Source organism: Rufibacter latericius (assembly GCF_003721515.1).
GTDB lineage: Bacteria > Bacteroidota > Bacteroidia > Cytophagales > Hymenobacteraceae > Nibribacter > Nibribacter latericius.
Map to the genome: position 1 here is coordinate 1 of NZ_RJJD01000007.1, position 20,184 is coordinate 20,184.

General features: G+C 49.6%; 14 protein-coding genes. 8 read left to right on the forward strand and 6 right to left on the reverse strand.

Annotation, left to right across the window (positions count from 1 at the left end):
• The 3 genes from EFB08_RS23510 to EFB08_RS11565 all read left to right on the forward strand — a co-directional run.
• Positions 1-711, forward strand: a 711-nt coding sequence (locus EFB08_RS23510) for a hypothetical protein (protein WP_123127130.1), incomplete at its 5' end; no start/stop codon positions are given.
• A gap of 190 nt (positions 712-901) precedes the next feature.
• Positions 902-2,086 carry an MFS transporter gene (locus tag EFB08_RS11560; RefSeq protein WP_193553968.1) on the forward strand — a complete coding sequence of 395 codons (1,185 nt, stop codon included), beginning with the start codon at positions 902-904 and terminating at the stop codon, positions 2,084-2,086.
• A gap of 233 nt (positions 2,087-2,319) precedes the next feature.
• Entirely contained in the window at positions 2,320-3,732 is a 1,413-nt protein-coding gene (locus tag EFB08_RS11565) for a Gfo/Idh/MocA family protein (RefSeq protein ID WP_123127131.1), read from the forward strand.
• A gap of 143 nt (positions 3,733-3,875) precedes the next feature.
• On the opposite strand, the gene EFB08_RS11570 is transcribed toward EFB08_RS11565, so the two are convergent.
• Positions 3,876-5,228 (reverse strand): sensor histidine kinase, encoded by a 1,353-nt coding sequence (locus EFB08_RS11570; RefSeq protein ID WP_123127132.1) that lies wholly within the window; start codon positions 5,226-5,228, stop codon positions 3,876-3,878.
• Positions 5,218-6,576 carry a sigma-54-dependent transcriptional regulator gene (locus EFB08_RS11575; RefSeq protein ID WP_123127133.1) on the reverse strand — a complete coding sequence of 453 codons (1,359 nt, stop codon included), beginning with the start codon at positions 6,574-6,576 and terminating at the stop codon, positions 5,218-5,220. Before EFB08_RS11575 ends, EFB08_RS11570 begins: the two co-directional genes overlap by 11 nt.
• A 401-nt stretch (positions 6,577-6,977) precedes the next feature.
• Between EFB08_RS11575 and EFB08_RS11580 the strand changes: the two genes are divergently transcribed.
• The 4 genes from EFB08_RS11580 (at position 6,978) to EFB08_RS11595 (ending at position 13,113) form a co-directional block, all read left to right on the forward strand.
• A complete protein-coding gene (locus EFB08_RS11580) occupies positions 6,978-7,682 on the forward strand; it encodes an ABC transporter ATP-binding protein (protein ID WP_123127134.1) in 705 nt (234 codons plus the stop codon).
• 19 nt (positions 7,683-7,701) lie between these two features.
• Entirely contained in the window at positions 7,702-10,110 is a 2,409-nt protein-coding gene (locus EFB08_RS11585) for an ABC transporter permease (RefSeq protein WP_123127135.1), read from the forward strand.
• Positions 10,111-10,178: 68 nt separating this feature from the next.
• Positions 10,179-12,605 carry an FtsX-like permease family protein gene (locus EFB08_RS11590; RefSeq protein WP_123127136.1) on the forward strand — a complete coding sequence of 809 codons (2,427 nt, stop codon included), beginning with the start codon at positions 10,179-10,181 and terminating at the stop codon, positions 12,603-12,605.
• Positions 12,606-12,858: 253 nt separating this feature from the next.
• Positions 12,859-13,113: a hypothetical protein gene (locus EFB08_RS11595; RefSeq protein WP_123127137.1), complete on the forward strand. Its 255-nt coding sequence runs from the start codon at positions 12,859-12,861 to the stop codon at positions 13,111-13,113.
• A gap of 82 nt (positions 13,114-13,195) precedes the next feature.
• On the opposite strand, the gene EFB08_RS11600 is transcribed toward EFB08_RS11595, so the two are convergent.
• On the reverse strand, positions 13,196-13,561 hold the full coding sequence (locus EFB08_RS11600; RefSeq protein ID WP_123127138.1) for a hypothetical protein: 366 nt from the start codon (positions 13,559-13,561) through the stop codon (positions 13,196-13,198).
• Positions 13,562-13,685: 124 nt separating this feature from the next.
• Between EFB08_RS11600 and EFB08_RS23345 the strand changes: the two genes are divergently transcribed.
• Positions 13,686-13,916 carry a hypothetical protein gene (locus tag EFB08_RS23345; protein ID WP_125077718.1) on the forward strand — a complete coding sequence of 77 codons (231 nt, stop codon included), beginning with the start codon at positions 13,686-13,688 and terminating at the stop codon, positions 13,914-13,916.
• Here the strand turns inward: EFB08_RS23345 and EFB08_RS11610 are convergent.
• From EFB08_RS11610 to EFB08_RS11620, 3 genes are all read right to left on the reverse strand, one after another.
• On the reverse strand, positions 13,903-16,380 hold the full coding sequence (locus tag EFB08_RS11610) for an outer membrane beta-barrel family protein (protein WP_123127140.1): 2,478 nt from the start codon (positions 16,378-16,380) through the stop codon (positions 13,903-13,905). The two genes, EFB08_RS23345 and EFB08_RS11610, sit on opposite strands and share 14 nt — an antisense overlap.
• Positions 16,381-17,293: 913 nt before the next feature.
• Positions 17,294-19,684, reverse strand: a complete 2,391-nt coding sequence (locus tag EFB08_RS11615) for a M56 family metallopeptidase (protein WP_123127141.1) — start codon at positions 19,682-19,684, stop codon at positions 17,294-17,296.
• Between the two features lie 11 nt (positions 19,685-19,695).
• The gene (locus EFB08_RS11620) at positions 19,696-20,061 is read right to left on the reverse strand and encodes a BlaI/MecI/CopY family transcriptional regulator (RefSeq protein ID WP_123127142.1); all 366 of its coding nucleotides are present in this window, start codon (positions 20,059-20,061) and stop codon (positions 19,696-19,698) included.
• Positions 20,062-20,184 lie beyond the last annotated feature (123 nt).

A 20,184-nucleotide genomic window follows, 5' to 3' on the forward strand; every position in this document is an offset into this window, starting at 1 on the left:
ATGCAGTACCTACCTAAACTTGTCCTTCTAGGCAGGCAGGATCAACAAGTAAGTCTCCTGGCCGCTGCAAAGCCAAGTACGTTGGCAATAATTAATATGGACACAAGAGAACAAAACATATTTAAAGATTCTGACCAAGATATTTCAAATTGGTCAAAAGATACTCTTGTGAAATGTCCTTCATGTAGTAAAAGAGCATTTTTGAAAAATGACAGAAGCGTTTTTCAATGGTTTTTTAATGATAATTCAGAAATACATTGCCCTAACTGTGGATTGACAATAAATCAAAGTGAGTTAATTCGATATCGTCTTGAATTAAAAAAGAATTGCTCCAATTGTGGAAAAGAAATTAGTAGAACAATTCCGAATCTAAAAGAGAAAAAAGAATATCTGACAGTTAAATGCGAACACTGTGGAGATACCGAAAAGCATAAGCCAAGAAATGAATCTCATAAAGTTTTCTATTCAAATCAAGTTGGGGCCAAAGACCCAATATTTGGAGTTGAACTTTGGCTTCAAGAAGAAGTCAAAGGGAATATTCTATGGGCTTTCAACTTTGACCATCTAAACTACCTTAAAAACTATATCTCTGCTGATTTAAGGGAACGAAGCGGAATGACAATGTCCGCAAAACTTCCCCAATTTATTAAGGACAGAAAAAACAGAACCACTCTACTCAAAGTAGTGGACAGAATGTGGAATAAAAAATAACTATTGCCCACACTTTGTAAACGCCATCGTTAGCCGACGGCCTTGCTAGTTGTTTACACGAGACCGTTAATAATAAGCGAATAGATTACAAGTTTTTAAAAGTGTAACAACCATCATATACTTTTCCTTATTTTACCACCTTATAAAGTTCAAAGCCATTAGTTTCGAATTTTAAACACCAATTTTTCAATTGGAAAAAAGCTCTTATTCATCCTCAAAGCACATTCTACCCACCATCGTTCTGGCTCAATTTGCCTGCACCTCACTATGGTTTGCGGGTAACGCGGTGCTTCCTAATCTTATACCGCAATTCCATTTAGAAGCTAGTTCCCTAAGCCATCTCACCTCGGCGGTGCAGTTAGGCTTTATTCTGGGCACGCTGGTGTTTGCCGTTTTCACCATTTCAGACCGTTTCTCGCCGTCAAAGGTATTTCTGGTTTGCGCCATAGCAGGGGCGGGGTTTAACCTTAGTTTGCTATGGGCCGAGGGGTTTTCTACGTTGCTGCTATCTAGGTTTCTCACGGGCTTCTGTCTGGCCGGTATTTACCCTGTAGGCATGAAGATCGCCGCAGATTACCATCAGAAAGGATTGGGTAAAGCGCTGGGGTTCCTGGTGGGGGCCTTGGTGTTGGGCACAGCGTTTCCGCATTTGCTCAAAAGCCTAACCGAAGGGCTGCCGTGGCGGTATGTGATTTGGGCAACCTCAGGATTGGCTGTGTTGGGCGGTTTGGGGTTGTTTCTGCTGGTGCCAGATGGTCCATTCAGAAGCCGAAGCAGCCAACCAGATTTCAAAGCCTTTTTTCAAATTTTCAAGCAAAAGGAGTTCAGGGCCGCCGCTTTCGGGTACTTCGGGCACATGTGGGAACTGTACACCTTTTGGGCCTTTGTGCCCGTGATCCTGGCTTTCTATACCGAAACCCATCCAGATACCACGCTGAACAATCCATTGCATTCCTTTTTCATCATTGGTATGGGGGCCGTGGGTTGCGTTACCGGAGGGTACCTGTCCGGCAGCATAGGAAGCGGGAGAACGGCATTTGCTGCCTTGGCCACTTCCTTTGTCTGCTGTTTGCTTTCGCCTTGGTTGATTCAGCTCAACGTGGCTCCGTTTTTGGGCTTGCTGCTGGTGTGGGGATTGGCCGCTGCCATGGATTCACCGCAGTTCTCTACGCTGGTAGCGCAGAACGCCCCGGCCCCGGCCAAAGGTACCGCACTTACCATAGTTAATTCTCTCGGCTTTGCCATCACCATTGTGAGTATCCAGTTTCTGCGCAGCATACAGAATACAGTGGCTCCTACGTATTGGTTTCTGTTCCTGGCCATCGGGCCATTGCTGGGATTGCTGGCTATGGGGCGGTTGGTGTTTAGAAAGTAAGATAGGGGGAGTAGTTAGTCTTCCATCCAAAGTGGCAAACAGCATTTTCTGTTAAGGAACTCTTTTCTGAAAAAGGCTATGAAACGCCTCTAGGTTTTGCAGGCAAGGAATTAAGATGGATCCCTGTTCCATTTAAGGGGTTCTTTTTCAAAAACATTTCCAAAACAGAAGGGTTTAGAAGAGAAGTCTGTCAGGAAGGCAGGCGTACTTCTGTATCCTTTAACCCAAATGGTATGTTCCCCCTAGACAGACTTTTTACCCTGGTTCCCCAGGAATTCACCCAACCGGTAAGCCGGAAAAGCTTTCTGCACCTTACGGGCAAAGGCCTGGCGGCCGGCATCGTAGGAGGGCTCATGGCTTCCTGCAAATCCTCAGAAGCCGCTTCGGGCGCCAACGCTGCTACAGCTGCATCAGGCGGAGGAATGACGGCTCCCAACGGACAAACGGTGCCCAAACTGCCCGCGGTATCGCCCCCGGCGCAGGTGCCCTCAGAACAGGAGGAGCCCATCAAACTGGAAGCCTGGAAATCAGACGCCGACCGGCAGTCGGGACCCACGCCAACCCCGCTTCCGCCTGATCAGCGGGTGGGTTATGCCTTGGTAGGCTTGGGGCACCTGACTTTGGAGGAACTGTTGCCCGCCTTTGGGCAGTGCAAGAAATCTAAGCCGGTGGCCCTGGTGAGCGGCAGCCCGGAGAAGATGCGCAAAGTGGCCCAGCAGTACGGCATCAAACCCGAGAACTGTTACAGCTACGAGACCTACGACCAACTGAAAGACAACCCCGAGGTACAGGTCATTTACATCGTGCTGCCCAACGCCTTACACGCTGAATACACCATCAGAGGAGCCAAGGCCGGAAAACACATCCTCTGCGAAAAGCCCATGGCCAATTCCTCCGCTGAATGCCAGGCCATGATTGATGCCTGCCGGAAAGCGAATAAGAAACTCATGGTGGCCTATCGCATCCAATACGAACCTTACAACCGGCACGTGCGCGAACTGGTGCGCGACAAGAAATTTGGCGACGTAAAGTTCATAGAAGCCTTCAATACCCAAAGCTCGGCCAACCCAGAACACTGGCGGCACAAGAAAGCCCTTGCCGGGGGCGGGGCTCTGCCCGATATTGGTTTGTACTGCCTGAACACCCTGCGGTTTTTGCTGGGCGAAGAACCCACTGAGGTTTTCGGCTACCAGTACAGCACGCCGGGTGATCCGCTGTTCAAGGAAGTGGAAGAGATGATGTCCTGGCAAATGAAGTTCTCCAACGGCATTGTCGCGAATTGCGGCACACACTATGACACCCACGAGAGCCGTCGGTACCGCGTGCTCTGTGAACGTGGCTGGATCAACATGGACCCCGCTTTCTCCTACACCGGCCAGCAGATGAAAACCTCCCGCGCAGACGGTAAAATTGTCCGGAAAGAAGACGTAGACATCGCCCACAAAAACCAGTTCGCCACCGAGATGGACCACTTTTCTGAATGCGTCATGAAAAACATCGCCCCGTTTACGCCCGGCGAAGAAGGCTTGCAGGACCACCGCATCATGGAAGCCATCTACCAATCGGCAAAAGAAGGACGTCCGGTGAAACTTCCCGCTGTGGCTAAGAAGGATGCCTTCAGAGGACCGGAGCCGAAGTTGGAGTAACTAGTGCGTTTTATTTAGGCCATAAAATCAAGTCTTCCCGGAAAAAGGAATGTTATTGAAAAGCCGTTTAGAGCCTGTTTTAAGGAAAGCAGGCTCTAAACGGCTTTTCAATAAATAGTTGGTAGGGGCGTTTTAGGTCTGTTTTACTTAAAAAGCAAGGTAAACGTGGTTCCTTTTCCTTCTTCAGACTGAACCTGGATGGTGCCTTTGTGGAGCATGATGATCTGTTTACACAAACTCAACCCAATACCGCTGCCGTTTTTCTTGCTGCTGAAAAACGGGATGAAGATTTTTTCCTGCACTTCCTTAGACATGCCCATGCCATTATCCGAGACCTTGATCACCACCTTGCCATCTGTGGCAGCATAAGCCGCCAGGGAAATCTCAGGTTCGGGTTGTTCTTTCACCGCATCCACGGCATTGACCAACAGGTTTATCAGAACCTGATCCAGCAGGTTTGGGTCGGCCTCCAGGATTAAATCCTGGTCGTGCAGCAGCAGGTTCAGGCGGATGTTCTTCTGGGCCAGTGAGGGAAGCATGAGTCTTTTCAGGTTAGCGAAAATGTCCTGAATGTGGATCTTTTCCTGGTTCAGTTGCGTGATCTTGCTCAGGTTCCGGTACGTCTGCGCGAACTTCAGCAAACCCTGGCTTCGGTATTTAATAGTGCCGATTCCTTCTTCTAAATCCTCCAGATCAGTGGAAGAGACGCCCGTTGCCACAGTTTCCTGCAGGCGGTTTTTAAGGGTATCGGCTAGCGAGGAGATAGGGGCAATGGAGTTCATGATCTCGTGCGTCATCACGTTCAACAGTTTCTGCCAGGCCTGGGACTCGGTCTCTTCCAGGGCATCGTTCACGTTCTGAAACGCCACCAATTTGTACCGCCGCCCTTCGTTCAAAAACACCGTGGCCGACAGCATGAACTTGTAGGTGCTCCGCTCCAGGCTGGGCGTCTGAATCAGGGCAATCTTGGGGTGGCCGGGCGGAAGGTCCATGACCTCTTTGTACAGACTGGGATCTCTTTTCTGCAGCGCGTGCACCTGCTTCAGAAAAGGCATCTGCAGGAGCTTTTTCAGGGATTCGTTCATCAAGACCACCTCGCCGCTGTCCAGGTCATAAGACATAATACCGGTGTCTACCAACTCCAAAATGCGCTGCAGGTGCTGGTGCTGGGTTTCTTTTTCCTGGTTGATGGTCTTAAAAGTGGTGTTGATCTGGTTGAACCCCTTGCGGAGGTGTTGTAACTGAGGTGAGGAAGATTTCTCACTGAAGTAGCGGGAAAAATCGCGGTATTGAATGGCTTCTATGAACAGGTTAAGCTCTTCCTGGGCCTTTTTCAGGAACTGATACAATTCGTACACCTGGTACAGCAGCAGCGGCACCAGAAAAACCAGCGCCTCGGCCCAGCCCTTAAAAATGAACAAAGATGGCAGACTTAGGGAAACCAGCAGCAGGAACACCCGCAAAAGCAGCTTTCCTTCAAAGTTCTTAAAGTTCATACTTTCCTAATCTCCGGTACAGGGCCGTGCGGGTAATTCCCAGCTCTTTAGCGGCTTTGGTCATGACCCCATTGTGTTTCTCCAGTACCCTGATGATAGTGGCCTTCTCCAATTCCTCCAGGTTGGTGGCGGTAGGTTGGATAGCCGCTGCCGGTGCGGTTTCAATAGGAGAAAAGATGATGTCCTTGCCATCCAGGGCGTGGTCATCGGCCATGATCACGGCGCGTTCAATGGCGTACTGCAATTCCCGCACGTTTCCCGGAAAAGAGTAGCTTTTCAGCTTCTCAACGGCTCTGGAAGTAAGCTCCAGCGGAGGCTTGAGGTATTTCTCTGAATACACCTGAATGTAGTGCCTGGCTAGCAGAATGACATCATTGCCGCGCTGCCGAAGGGGCGGCACCACAATCTCCACGGTGTTGATGCGGTAAATCAAATCCTTCCGGAAGCGGGCATCGCTGGCCAGATCGTTAAGCGATACGTTGGTGGCGCACAGCAAGCGCACATCCACGTTGATGGGCTCATTAGACCCCACCCGAATCACTTGCCGGTTCTGCAGCACACTCAGCAGTTTGGCCTGTTGTTGCAGGGAGATATTGCCGATTTCGTCCAGAAATATGGTGCCTTTGTGGGCCGCCTCAAAGCGCCCGGCGCGTTCTTCGCGGGCATCGGTGAAGGCGCCTTTTTTGTGCCCGAACAACTCACTCTCAAACAAGGACTCGGTCAAAGCGCCAACGTCCACTTTAATAAACGGCTGACTGGCTCGCTGGGAATACTGGTGCAGGGCTTTGGCAATGAGTTCTTTTCCGGTGCCGTTCTCCCCCAGGATGAGGATGTTGGCATCTGTGGGTGCTACTTTTTTTATCTTGTAGAAGATGTCCTGCATGGCCTCAGATTCACCTAGCAGTTCAGGACCAATGGCACCGGAAGAGCTTTTGCCCTGTGCCGAGACAGCCGTTTTCTCTTTTCCGCTGACGGCTTCCTGAAGCGTGGTTAAGAGTTTCTCATTGTGCCAGGGCTTCACCACAAAATCATAAGCTCCTTCTTTCAACGACCGGATGGCCAGGTCAATGTCGCCATAAGCTGTGATCATAATGACTGCCGCTCCAGATTTAAGCCGTTTAATTTCCTTCAGCCAGAAAATTCCTTCGTTTCCGGTGTTAATGGAAGAGGCGAAGTTCATGTCCAGCAGAATCACGTCAAAGGTATGCTGCTTGAGCAAGGCCGGAATGTTCTCGGGGTTTTTCTCTACCACAATCTCCTTTACCTGCGGCCTCAGCAGCAGGCGCACCGCGGTCAGCACATCGGGGTCATCATCAATCACCAAAACGGTCGCTTTCTTTAATTGCATAAGCTATCAGGTGCTAAAGGGTAGGTGTCTTCTCAAGGTTGATACAAAGGTTCTTCTTAGCCTCCTTTCCGCCGTTCTTTAGTTTTAGAGCCATTTTAGGTAAATCGGCTTAAAAGCAGGAGGGAAGAATAAAGGCGATTTTGATTTCCGGTTTAAGGTATTTTCCGGAGGGTGCTTTCTGTCAGACGAAAAAACGATAATTATGCCATTCTTACAACTGCCTGAAAACGAATGTTTTTACCTGTTTGTAAAGTGACACCACGTGCGAAATCGCACACATTGGGAGCGAATCTGCACGTCGTTTAGAGGCTGTTTTTTGATAAGTGATTGAAAAACAGGAAGTACCGGTTTTGGCATTTGATGTGTGTTTGGAGAGCTGTCCCCCAGCCAAACCCAGACCTATGATACAGATCAAAAACCTAGAGAAAGTGTACCGAACCGACGAGGTGCATACCACCGCCCTAAACAAAGTAAGCCTGGAGGTGAAAAGAGGCGAATTTGTGGCGGTGATGGGGCCCTCGGGCTGCGGAAAATCTACCTTGCTGAACCTGCTGGGTTTGCTGGACGACCCCGACACCGGCAGTCTCCTGTTCAACGGGACCGAAGTAGCCCGGTTCTCTGAGCGCCAACGCGCCGATTTGCGCAAGCGGAACATTGGTTTTGTGTTTCAAAGCTTTAATTTGATTGACGAACTTACCGTGTTTGAAAACGTGGAGCTGCCTTTGATCTATCTGGGCGTGAAAAACCCAGAGCGCCGCCAGAGGGTGGAGGAGGTGCTGGAGAAAGTGCAGATCACCCACCGCATGAACCATTACCCGCAACAACTCTCGGGCGGACAGCAGCAGCGGGTGGCCGTGGCCCGGGCGGTGGTCAACAATCCCCACTTGCTGCTCGCCGATGAACCCACCGGTAACCTTGATTCTTCCAACGGAAACGAAGTGATGGATCTGTTGTCTGAACTTAATCGGCAGGGTACCACCATTGTCATGGTCACGCACTCTGAGCATGATGCCCGCTTTAGCCACCGCATCATCCGGATGCTGGATGGCAAGACCATCTTGTCTGAGGTAATGGCCGACCAGGCCAAGCAGACCCTAGTTCCTTAGAAAGTTTAACTCCGCTGATATGTTCAAGAATTACCTCTTAGTTGCTTACCGGACCCTGGTGCGACACAAAGGCTTCTCCTTTATCAATATTGTTGGCCTGGCGCTGGGGCTCACGGCCTGCCTGCTCATTGGCCTTTTTGTCTATGATGAGCTCCAGTATGACAAGTTTATCCCGGAAGGGGAGCGCGTCTACCGCGTTTATTACAAAAGTACCGGCAGCAACGTGGCCACCACGCCGCCCATGTTTGCCACCACCTTGCAGCAGGAGTTCCCCGAGGTGGAGAAAACCCTCCGGATCCTCAATATCCTGCAATCCAAATTCCTGTTTGAGGCCGGAGACCAGAAACTCTATGAAACGGGCGGCATTATGGCCGAGCCCACTTTCTTTGATTTTTTCCCGCTTGCCTTTCAATATGGTTCCGCAAATGGAGCTTTGAAAGACCCTGGTTCCATTGTGATCTCAAGGGAGATGGCCCGAAAGTTTTTTAGGGAGGCGAACCCCGTGGGCAAGGTGCTGCAGATGAGCAAAGAGTCTTATCAGGTGAAGGGTGTGTTTGAGAACAATCCCAAATTTCACCTGCCCATCAACTATGTATTGCCTTTGGCGGCCGCCCAGATCCCTGAGGACCAGATGCACAGCTGGACCTGGTACGGAATCAACAATTACGTGAAGCTGGTGAAAGGCGCTGATGCCAAGGCCCTGGAAACCAAGTTCCAGAAGTTTGTAGCCCAGAAAGCACCGCCCATCCTCAACGAGGCCGGCTCTCCTTACCTGCCATTCTTTCAGTCGCTGCATCAAATCCACCTGCACGCCGCCGATTTTGAGTATGACATGGCGCAGAAAGGCAACATTACTTACGTGAATACTTTGAGCATCATCGGGGTTTTCATTCTGATCATCGCCTGCTTTAACTTCGTGAACTTAGCCACGGCTAAATCGCTGCAGAGGGCCAAAGAAGTGGGCGTGCGCAAAACCATCGGCGCCAGCCGGGGTCAATTGATCCTGCTATTCCTAGGCGAAACCATCCTGTTGACCTTCATTAGTATCATCTTCGCCTCGGCACTGACTTCGCTTTTTCTGCCTTCCCTGAACGTGTTTACCGGCAAAAGCATCAGCTTCAATATCTTCCAGGACCCTTCCCTGCTGGTGTTACTGTTCGCCATGACGTTAGCGGTGGGAGTACTGGCGGGTTTTTACCCAGCGCTCTTTCTCTCGGCTTTTAAACCGGTAAAGGTTTTGAAAGGTGCCATCGTCAGCCACGGCAGCGGCAATAGAACGCCCTGGCTGCGGCACGGATTATTGGTGGTGCAGTTCTCCCTTTCGGTTTTACTCATCATCAGCGCCGTGGTGGTGAATACCCAGGTTAATTTCCTGCACAACAAGGAGCTAGGCTTTAACAAAGAGCAAATCATGTTCTTCTCCCTGCGAGGCGATAAGATGAAGGAGAACTATGAGACGTTTAAAAACGAGCTGCTGCGGCTACCAGGCGTGTCAGGCGTTTCGGTGGGCTACGGTTTTCCGGGTGATTCTTTTGGGAACGGGCCCATGAAAGTGCAGGACGGCGGAGAGACTCGGGAAGGGTACGCCACCCAGATGATGGTGGATTATGACTACCTGAAGGTGCTTGGACTGGACCTGGCCGCCGGCCGTAATTTCTCCCGAAACAACCCCACTGACCAGGACAAAGCCTTCCTCATCAACGAGACCGCCGCCCGGGAATATGGCTTGGGAACCCCGGAACAAGCCTTGGGCAAAACCCTGCTCTGGAATACCTGGGCCAACCCAGATTCAGTCAAAGAAGGCAAGGTGATTGGTGTGGTGAAAGACTTCCATTTCAAGAGCCTCTATGAGAAAGTAGAACCGGCCGTGCTGCAGATTTATCCCAATGCTTACGGCAAAGTTGCCGTGAAGCTCAAGAGCGCGGGAATGGCCCAGTCCATCCAAGATGTGAAAGCTGTCTGGGACCGGTTCTCGCCTGATTATCCCATTGAATTTGTCTTTATGGATGAAAGCTTTGCTCATATGTACCAGGCAGAAGATAAACTCAAATCCTTGCTGACCATCTTCACTTCCGTGGCTATTTTTATCGCCTGCTTGGGGCTGTTTGGCTTGGCTGCCTACGCCGCTGAGCGCCGGAAAAAAGAGATTGGTATCAGGAAGATCCTGGGGGCTGATGTCATGGCCATTGTGGCTTTGCTCAATAAAGAATTCATGAAACTCATTGCGGTAGCCGCAATTGTTGCCTTTCCGTTGGCGTGGTACGCCATGCAGAGATGGCTGCAGGATTTTGCCTACCGAATAGAGATCCCGGTTTGGGCCTTTCTGGCCGCCGGAACCGTGGCTGCTGCCATCGCCTTTGTGACAGTCAGTTTCCATGCCATTAAAGCGGCGACTACGAACCCAGTCAGGAATATAAGGGTGGAGTAAAGCAGGATTTTGCCTGCCAAGATCCTTTAATAAAACTAAAGAAAAAGAACAGTTTAAAATCCAAGGATATGTTCCAGAATTACTTTAAGATAGCCTACCGTAACCTGTTACGGTACAAAGGTTTCAGCTTCATCAATATTGCCGGGTTGGCCCTAGGTCTGACGGCCTGCCTGCTGCTGGGTTTGTTTGTGTACGATGAGCTGCAGTATGACAAATTCTTGCCCGAAGGCGACCGCGTTTACCGGGTGTACAACAATGTGCAGTCTGATGAGTCTACTGACCAGATCACCTGCGTGCCGCCTATGTTTGGTACTACCATTCAGGAGAACTTTCCGGAGGCCGAGACAGTGTTGCGCATCATTATGCAGCCCTGGGAAGGGAAGAGTTTGGTGGAGGCTGGTGACAAACGCATCTATGAAAAGGGCGGGCTGGTTTCAGACCCCACTTTTTTCCAGGTGTTTCCGCTCAAATTTATCTTTGGCTCACCCGAAAAAGTGCTGGATGATCCCGCGTCAGTGGTGATCTCAGATAAATTCTCCAGCAGAGTATTCGGTGATTCAGACCCGGTTGGCAAGAAAATTTCCATTGACAAGGAATCCTACCTGGTAAAAGGGGTATTTGAAAGCAACCCTAAGTTTCACCTGCCGGTCAATTTCGTAGTAAACATCGCCCGGATGCAGCTTGACCCGGAACGCATGAAAAGCTGGGGATGGCAACAGTTCTATACTTATGTTAAGTTGAAGAAAGGTGCTGATCCCGCCCTGTTGCTTTCCAAGTTCCAGGCCCAAGTCAGAAAGCAGATTGACGAGGAGACACATAAACCCTTTAAATACACTCCGGCCCTGCAGCCCCTGCGGGAGGTACACCTGTACTCCGCCAGTTTCAAATTTGACCAGTCCTACCGAGGCAATATCACTTATGTGAAAGCGCTGAGCGTGATTGCCGTTTTCATCCTGGTCATTGCCTGCTTTAACTTCGTGAACCTAGCCACGGCCAAATCCCTGCAGCGGGCCAAAGAAGTAGGGGTGCGCAAAACCATCGGTGCCAGCCGCGGGCAGTTGATGCTGCAGTTTCTGGGCGAAACCTTGCTGCTGACGTTCATCAGCGTGGTGTTCGCGGCAGCGCTCACGTCTTTGCTGTTGCCTTCTTTGAATGCCTTCACTGAGAAGGAAATGTCGTTCAATGTCTTTAACAGCCCGGGTTTGGTTCTGTTGCTGTTAAGTCTGTTGCTGGTGGTGGGTATTTTGGCGGGGCTTTATCCGGCTTTGGTGCTGGCGAACTTCAAGCCGGTGAGCGTTCTCAAAGGCGCATTGGTGAGTGATGGTGGTCCGGGTAAAACGCCCTGGTTGCGCCACAGCCTTATTGTGCTGCAGTTCTCTTTGTCGGTGTTCCTTATCATCTGCGCCGTGGTGGTGTACCAGCAGGTGAGTTTCCTGCACAACAAAGACCTTGGGTTCAACAAAGACCAGATCATGTTCTTTGAGATGCGCGGTGACAACATGTACCAAAACTATGAAACCTTTAAAACCGAGTTGCTAAAAAACCCCAACATTGCCAGCGTGTCCATCGGGTACGGGTTCCCGGGCGATGCCACGGCCGGCGACGGGATCTATATCACCAGGAACGGGGAGCGGGTGAACCACTCAGTTACCCACCTCATGGTAGACTATGACTACATCAATACCCTTGGCTTGAAGTTAGTAGCAGGTAGGGGCTTGTCTAAGGATTTCCCCACCGACAAAGACGCCGCGTTCGTGATCAATGAAACCGCCGTGAAGGAGCTGGGATTTGAAACCCCGCAGAAGGCTTTGGGCCAAAAAATGGAATGGCCCATCTGGGGAGCGACAAGGAAAGATTCTACCAAGAAAGGCGAAGTAGTTGGTGTAGTGAAAGATTTCCATTTTAAGAGCCTTTTTGACAAAATGGACCCCACCATTCTGCAGATTTTCCCGGGAGCCAACTGGAAGGTGGCCGTTAAGCTGAAAAGCAGCAACGTGGCCGGGGCAATCGCGCACGTGAAAAACGTCTGGGATGATTTCTCACCCGAGTATCCTATTGAATACAAGTTCATGGATGACAACTTTGAGGTGATGTACAAATCTGAGGACAAGCTGAAAACCCTGCTCTGGATCTTTACCGGCATGGCCATCTTCGTGGGCTGTCTGGGCTTATTCGGGTTGGCGGCTTACGCGGCTGAGCGCCGGAAAAAAGAGATCGGCATCCGGAAGATTCTGGGTGCGGAGACCTCGTCCATCGTGGCCTTGCTGTCCAAAGAGTTCCTGAAACTTGTTTTGATTGCGGCGGTGATTGCCATGCCTTTGGCTTGGTACGCCATGAGCAAGTGGCTGCAGGATTTCGCATATCGCATTGACATTCCGTTGTGGGTGTTTGGGGCTGCCGTAATCCTGGCTGGCGTGGTCGCTTTCCTCACCGTAAGTTACCAAGCCCTGAGAGCCGCCACCCTCAACCCCGTGAAAAACCTCCGGATGGATTGATCCTGCTTTCTGAAAGTCTTTCTACCAGCCTTTCCATTCGAAATTTAATTTTAAAAGCCTCTGGGTTTAGGGCCTGTTTTCTTAAAAACAGGCCCTAAACCCAGAGGCTTTTAACGGGTGACTAGTCCTTGGTTTTATAATGGATTGGTTGGTTCGTAGTCCTTCTTTTTTCTTTCTCCGTACACCCTGAAAGTTGGCTAGAGCCTAAAGCTTTACCGGCAGTTTAGAAGAAGAAGACTAAAAATAAGGATCTATGGCAAAGGAAAGCAGAATTCTGAAAGCAATGTATGCGCTGGTGAAAGATCAGGAAAGTAAAACCGGTTGGCCTATGGATGCGGCTGCCATTTCGGCCCAAACGCCTGGGCTTTCTTTAGGCGAAATAGAACAGGAGATTCGGGACTTGCAGGTGAAGAAACTGGTGCAGATTGACCACGCGCCTGATATGACCTTGTTTTGCCGGTTCACGGAAGAAGGTTTACAAGAAGCAGAAAAGGCTGCCCGGCACTAGTTTCGTCCCAAGATTACAGCAGAGAGAAAGAATCGTTTTAGCGGTGGTTTTAAGAAATCAGGTTTAAAACGCCGAAGGAGGCTCAGGAGGAGGAAGAAGTTCTCTGGAAGGCTTCCAGGGGTAAATTGAGTTCTTCACCCGTCATCACGAAGAAGAAGTTCTGGAGCTGGTGCACGTATTCTACCGGGGCACTGGTGGCAATGTACCCCCCGTTGAAGACAATCTCTTTGTACTCAGGGTCTAGGGCCCACTGGCTTAATTCGGGAAAAGTGAATTCATGTTCAAGGGCATTGTAGGAGGCGCCGGAAAGCCATTCTTCGGTCAGGGGCATTGGAGTAAAAGGGGCACCGTTGCCTTTCAGGATAGAGATTAACCTGGGTACGTCCAGGGCAACAGGTTTCCCTGCTTCCAAGACGATGTTTCCCAGCCGAAGTTCATTTGCAAACATGCTGCAATATAAGGTTTATCCCTCTTTCCCAACTTAGGTTTTACCATCCGGCGGAAGGAGGATATGGAGGATTTTTCAGGACATCTTCAACCCCAGAGAGTCGGCGACAAAAGCCGTGCCATCTATGCCCCTAGAAGTTGGCCCTGATCCGTCTTCCAGAAACGAATCCTGCAGCGGAATGGATATGCCCAGTTTGAAAGAAGTTAAAACATGCTCAGGAGCAATGACATTGCTTGTAAAAGGAATAGGTAAGAAAAAAGACAGAACCCTGCCCATCTTCGTCTTCATAAAAAAAGCGAGTGGGGCAGGGTTCTGTGAAATAGGTAATAAAGGGGTGAGCCTTAGGTACGGTTAAGCTCTTCCAGGTTGTTGTTCTGTCGTTTGGGATCAAATTTTTCGCCCCGGCTGAAATTATAACGGAGGTTAATGCCCACGCTGCGAGCCCTGAAATACTGGTCAAACTCGTGCACGTTCCGGCCTACGGTGGAAATCTTCACCCGCATGCCTTTGAAAATGTCATTGACATTTACAGAGAGGGCCAGTTTATCATCCAGGAAGCTTTTCTTTACCCCCACGTTAAACCACCATTGACTGGCTACCCGGTAAATCCCGTAAGCGGCTGGTCCCCGGTAGCCGGTATTCACTTCTAGTTTCACGCTCCGCGGAAGCAGGATGTTGTTCGTTGATTGGATCTGGTAATGCACCTGGTCGTTGGTGGCCATCTCTTGGTTGAGCACTACTTTGTATTTGTTGTAAGACACCAGCATGGAATTTTGGGTATCCCAGTTCTTCATGATTTTCACCGGCACATTGAGGTTGGCGCTTAAGTTATAGGCGTCGTCCACATTCCCGATGGTATAAACGGTGGTTAGTCTTTGTACATCCAGCAGGGCCAACTCGGCCATGTTGTCTTTGATGATCTGGTAATTGAGGGCTAGGCTGTAGTCCTTTTTGTAAGTCTGCGTCACCCCGATGGCGTGCGTGTACTGCGGCCGCAAAAACGGGTTCCCTTGCCAATAGGTGTACGGGTCACGGTAAGCCAGGAAAGGGTTCAGGTTGCCATAATTGGGCCGTTGCAGGCGGCGGCTGTAGCTGTAGTTGACCTGGTAATTTTCGCTCATTTTCTGCTGCACAAAAAGGCTGGGGAAAAGGCTGAGGTACTCTCTATTGGTTTTCTGACCCGTAGTAACCGACTCTCCGGTAGACATGGTGTGCTCGGCCCGTAAACCAGCCTGCACAGTGTACCGTTCCCCAAATTTGCTGCTCCAGTTCACGTAACCTGCGTAAATATTTTCATCATAAAGGAAATGGTTTGTTCTTCTGAGGTCTAATTCCAGGGCCTCAGCGTTGTTGAAAAAGAACCGGGAGTCATTGTCTGCCTCAACCCGGCTGGCTTTCAAACCCACCTCAAACTTTTTGCCCTTGGCATACGGATGGGAGTAATCTACTTTCCCGGCGTAGATGTTGTACCCGTTGGGAGTATCGGTGTACAGATAGTCCAGAGAATCGGCGGTGGTACCGGTCAGGTCTACAAATTTGTTGTAAAAGTTGGCATAGCCTCGGTTAGTGATTTTCACCAGATCCAGATCAGCGGAAAGGGTAGTGCCAGCGGTATCCAGTTTTCCCCGGTAATGCACGTTGCCGGTGTAGTTGGTGAATTTGTTTGTGTTGAAGTTGTTGGCATCTATGTACCGGTTGGCTTGGCTGGGCGCATTCCCCAGGTAAGTATCGGTCAGAAAATCGCCGTGCAGGGTATTGGTCACGAAATACCCCATTACGCCAATGCTGTGCTTCTCGGTGAGGTCATAATCTGAGCCTACCCGTACGCTGGGCGGACCCTGTACTTCGGTGTTCCCGTAAGCCACCTGGTCAAAGTACGTGGTTTGTTCTTCGCCATAAAACACCCTGGTAAAAGTGGCTTGCCGCCCAAAGGTACGACGGGCCTGGTCCAAGGTAAGGAAGGTGTTCCACTTGCCTGTTTTGTAGTTGAGCGAGGCCCCTGAGGAATACGCATGCTGGTATCCGTTGTAGTTGTACCCCGCATACAGGCTCCCGTTCATACCCCGGATTTCGTTTTTCTTCAGGTTGATGTTGAGGATTCCGGAGGCACCTTCGGCGTCAAACTTAGCCGAGGGGTTGGCGATGATCTCAATGTTCTTGAGGTTTTCAGCGGGCATGCCCTCCAGTAAGGTGCGTAAATCCCGAGCCGCCAGGTAGGTGAGTTTGCCGTCCAGCATCACCGTCACCCCGGCACGCCCGTTGAGTTGGATATTCCCTTCCTGGTCAATGAAGACCCCCGGAGCCCGGGCGAGTACATCATAGGCCGTCCTGCCGGCAGCCAATGCCGTTCCCTCCACACTGACCACCATTTTATCGGCTTCCTGGGTAATGGTGGGCCGTAATCCCTCTACCGTCACTTCCTTCAGTTTGGTGGTGGCCGCATTCAAAATGACTTTCCCCACGACCACTTCCGGTGCTTGCTCTGACACCACAATGCCGTGCCTTGTCCGGGACTCATACCCAATGAAGCTGAACAGAAGGCTGTACTCTCCCGGCAATACTCCCGTAAACGAAAAGTTGCCGCGGGCATCGGTTAGGGTACCGTCAACCGATTTTTTGGACCCCTTCTGCAGTAAGGAAACGGTGGTGTATTCCACCGGTTTACCGGTCAGTGAATCAGTGACCACCCCTGAGATCTTTCCAGGTCCCTTTGGCGCTGTCGCCACAGGTGTGGCCGGATTGACCTGAGCCCAAGCCCCCGCCGAAAAGTACAGGCATAGGCATAGCTGTCCCAGCAAAAAGAGGGTTCTTTTTTTCATAGAGCAAGAAGTAAGGTTAACTAAGTTTTGTGGAGATCCGGGATTTGTATTCTAAAGACACCGGGAAAATTCAACCGTTGCACGCGAGCCGAAAATATTTTGTAAAAAAGCTAGGTTTAAGGAGTTGGTGGTAGGTAGGGTTGGCTTTATGAAATGAGGAATTGGTTTGTGGTATTGGTATTTGTTTTAGGGCTGTTTTTTGGAAATAAGGTCTAAACCATAATTTCCTTTCATCAGGTTAGAGGCTTTTATATTTTTTAATGTTAATGTTCTTTACCGGCTTCTTTTCCGAAAAGGTATCTTAAACGCACGTACACCTTTGAAGGGGGTAGGGGGATGATTCAAGACCCGGAATCCATGGTTCAAGTCTGAGACTTGGACCTACCATGAACTGAAGTTTGAAACTTCAATGAGGCGACAGCCTCAAAATCACTTTATAGGTCTTTTCCGCCGTTGTTGGTGTTCTCACCAACGACCCTGAGTGCCTCTCCGGTTAGCTATAAACCTTTACCTTCCATTTCCTTCTTACCAAGCCTCAGGGCTGGAGTAGCTTCCTGCTTGGGTTTGTCAGGTTGATCCTTGATGCTCATCCGAACCAAAAGAATCAAGAAGAAATGAAGCGCGCTGATGCTCAGACAGGCTTTTTACGCCTCAATGTACCACCTCGTTGCTGTCTTCTGTTTCATCGACCACGTAGGTTGTTGCAGCTTGGACTGTTCTACCGTGCGGCAGGCCGTGCCTCGGCCTCATGGTTGGCCTTAGTCCCGACCTGCCGCAGAGTTCATTTAAAATTCTTTACGAATAAGGACGAAATATAAATCAAGCCTTACCCAGCACATCATCTTTGTTTTAGGGCCTTTTTTTTAAACATGGCAAAAAAGAAGAATCCTTTTCTGATCAAACTTCTTTGTCCTTAGTTCTTACGTGAGCGGCGGGCCATGCCCATGATTTTGACGTTGATGTATTCGTCCAGGGTTTTCAGGTTGTAGCCATCTTTGCGGGCTTGTTTGATGAAGTCGTTTGTGACGCCGTGGATTTTAGCTTCGATGGCTTTGTCTACCTCCAGGTTCTTAAAACCGGCTTCGGCTAGGTCATCCAGGTAAGCTTTGTTGACGCCGTGGATTTTGGCTTCCATGACTTTGTCCAAGGTAAGGCCTTTAAACCCGTAAGATTCCATGTCTTTCACGGTTTGGGCGGTAACTCCATGGATTTTGGCATTCACAATTTTGTCTAACGTTAGATTGCCGTACCCCGCCGATTTCAGGTTCTGGATGTAGGCTGCATTAACGTCGTGTATTTTCAACTCAATGGATTTATCCAGGGAAAGGTCTCCGAACCCAAGTGATTTTACCTCAGAGAGATAAGCCGGAGTGATCCCGTGGATCTTTGCTTGGATCACTTTGTCCAGGGAAAGTTTGTCAAAGCCTGCTTTCCGTAAGCCCTCAACAAATGCAGGAGTCACCCCGTGGATTTTGGCTTCCATCATTTTATTCAGGGGCAGGTCTTTGTAACCCAATTCTTGAAGTTGCTGGACATATTCCTGGGTGATTCCGTGGATCCTGGCATTGATTACCTCTTCCATGGAAGGTTTTTTATCGCTATTCTTTTTGAAAAGGGTAAGGTAGCCTTGATAAGCCTCCAGGGTGACGCCGTGAATAGCCAGTTCCATCAGGCGTTCTCCTTCCACTTCCTGGTAGTTAGACTTCAGAAAATCAATGTACTTTTTATTTACATCGGCTAAGAACAGGTGGAAAAGGAAATTGTCTTCTGCGTAGTTGATGCCTTGTTTGGTCAAATAGCTTTTAAAGGAGCCATCTTCTTTGAAAAAGTATTTTCCCTGGCTAACCTCCTCAGAGAGGTTGCCTGTGAGTTGAAGAGAGCCAGATTCTCGGGTTAGCACGAACACGTTATCACTTTGTTTGGTGAAGGCATTTTTGGGGTAGCAACGGTTGATGTTCCAGTTGGAGTTGTTTTGATTGCCTTTCAGCTCAATGCAGTATTCGTTTTGCGTGGCATGGCTGTACCAATATCCCTGCGACATGTCGGTGTGGAATTGGAAATTCATCCCTCTCCTCTGTTTGGGGGGAGTGGGTAGCATGTTCCCCGGTGCGCCCGGATCGCCTGGGTTACCTGGAAGTGGTGGAGGAGTTTGGCCGGGTTCCGCTAAGAAGGAAGGTGGTGTTTGAGCCTGCTTTGGTAATTCAGCTGGTTTTGGACCTGGAACTGCCTGGGGCGCGGGACCTACCTGTGGCATTCGGGCGGATACCGCAGTGTAAGTGTCTGAAACATCTTCCAGGATGCCCTGGCTGGTCGCTGGTTCGTTCAAGAGCAATAGCGTCCCGAAAAACAAAGGAGCCAGAAAGGTGTACTTCCAGAATGCGTGTGGGGTAGATTTTTTAGCGTTCATCATGAAAATCCTTTGTTTTAGTAGTGACTGATTATAGTTGGTGGTAATGGACAAGGGCTTGTTAGGGCAGGCAATCTGTAAGAGGTTTAACTGGTATTGGGTTTTACTTACCTGCTCTTTCTCCAGCAGCAAAGCATCTGTTTGGTACTCCAGGTTCTTTTCAACTTCTTTTTTGAAAGACCACATAAGCGGGTTGAACCACAGCAGAACCACGGCTACCTCGGCCAATAGCAAATCAAGGGTATGGCCCTGGCGCACGTGTATTTTTTCATGGGCGATGATCTGTTCATAGGTGTCAAAATCGTAGCTGTCGGGGTGAATGAAGATGTACTTGAAAAAGGAGCAGGGGGCCTGCTTGCTTTCTACATTCACAATGACGAATTCTTTCTCCTCAATTTTGTCCTGGCTCCGGAAGGCTTTCCAAAGGGTTCCGGCTATCTGAAAGACCAGGTTCAGGGTGCAGACGCCTACTCCAAACAAATACAGCAACACCAACCAAAAGATCCAGGTAGTGGGAGCCGCCTCCTCTACGAATGAAGTATTAGAAGAGGGAGTGGAAAGGTTGGAACTTACTACTTCCTCCGGTCTTGAAGCCTGATTGACTGATGAGGTTCCTTTAGGATCAGAAATGCTTTTTGGGGCTGTTTTGGGAGAAGTATCCAGAAACTGGGTGGCTTCTGCCTCGGCTACCCTTGTTTGTTTGAAGACCTCAGAAATCACCCCTTGATTGCTGACCAACTTAGGTAGTGTGACAAAGGGCAGAGCAAACGCCAGCGCAATGCCGCCCAGCAGGTACAACCGATTGGTGGTGAAAAAGCTTTCCTGCTGCAGTACGCTTTTGTAGAACAGGAAAACCACGCCAATCACGAAAGAAACTTTGAGGAGGTATTCTATCATGGCTTCTGAGGTTAAGAAGTTTTTTTAGATTTGATGATCTGGATTAGCTCGTCTAGTTCTGCATCGGAAAGGTTCTCTTCCTTCGCAAAATGGGTAATCATCTTGGAGAAAGAGCCCCCGAAGTACTTCTTCTTAATACTGGCCACATCTTGGGTGCGGTACTCGGCCAGCGGAACCATGGGCGTGTACTGCAAGGTATTGCCCACTTTCTCTGAACTCAGGAATCCTTTCTCGTTCAGGATCTTCACCATCGTGGCCACGGTGTTGTAGTGCGGTTTCGGCTCTGGTAGCAAATCAATGATATCCTTGATAAAGGCTTTCTCCAGTTGCCAGATGATCTGCATGATCTGTTCTTCCCTTTTCCCTAGTTTCTGCATAAAAGTAAATATTTAAACAAGTCTACTAATAAGTTAGGAGTAATCCTAATGAATTAGGATAAAAACTAATTGAGTAGGAGTTGTTGTTTGATAATACGCTTTGTTAGCATTGTTTCAATTCCT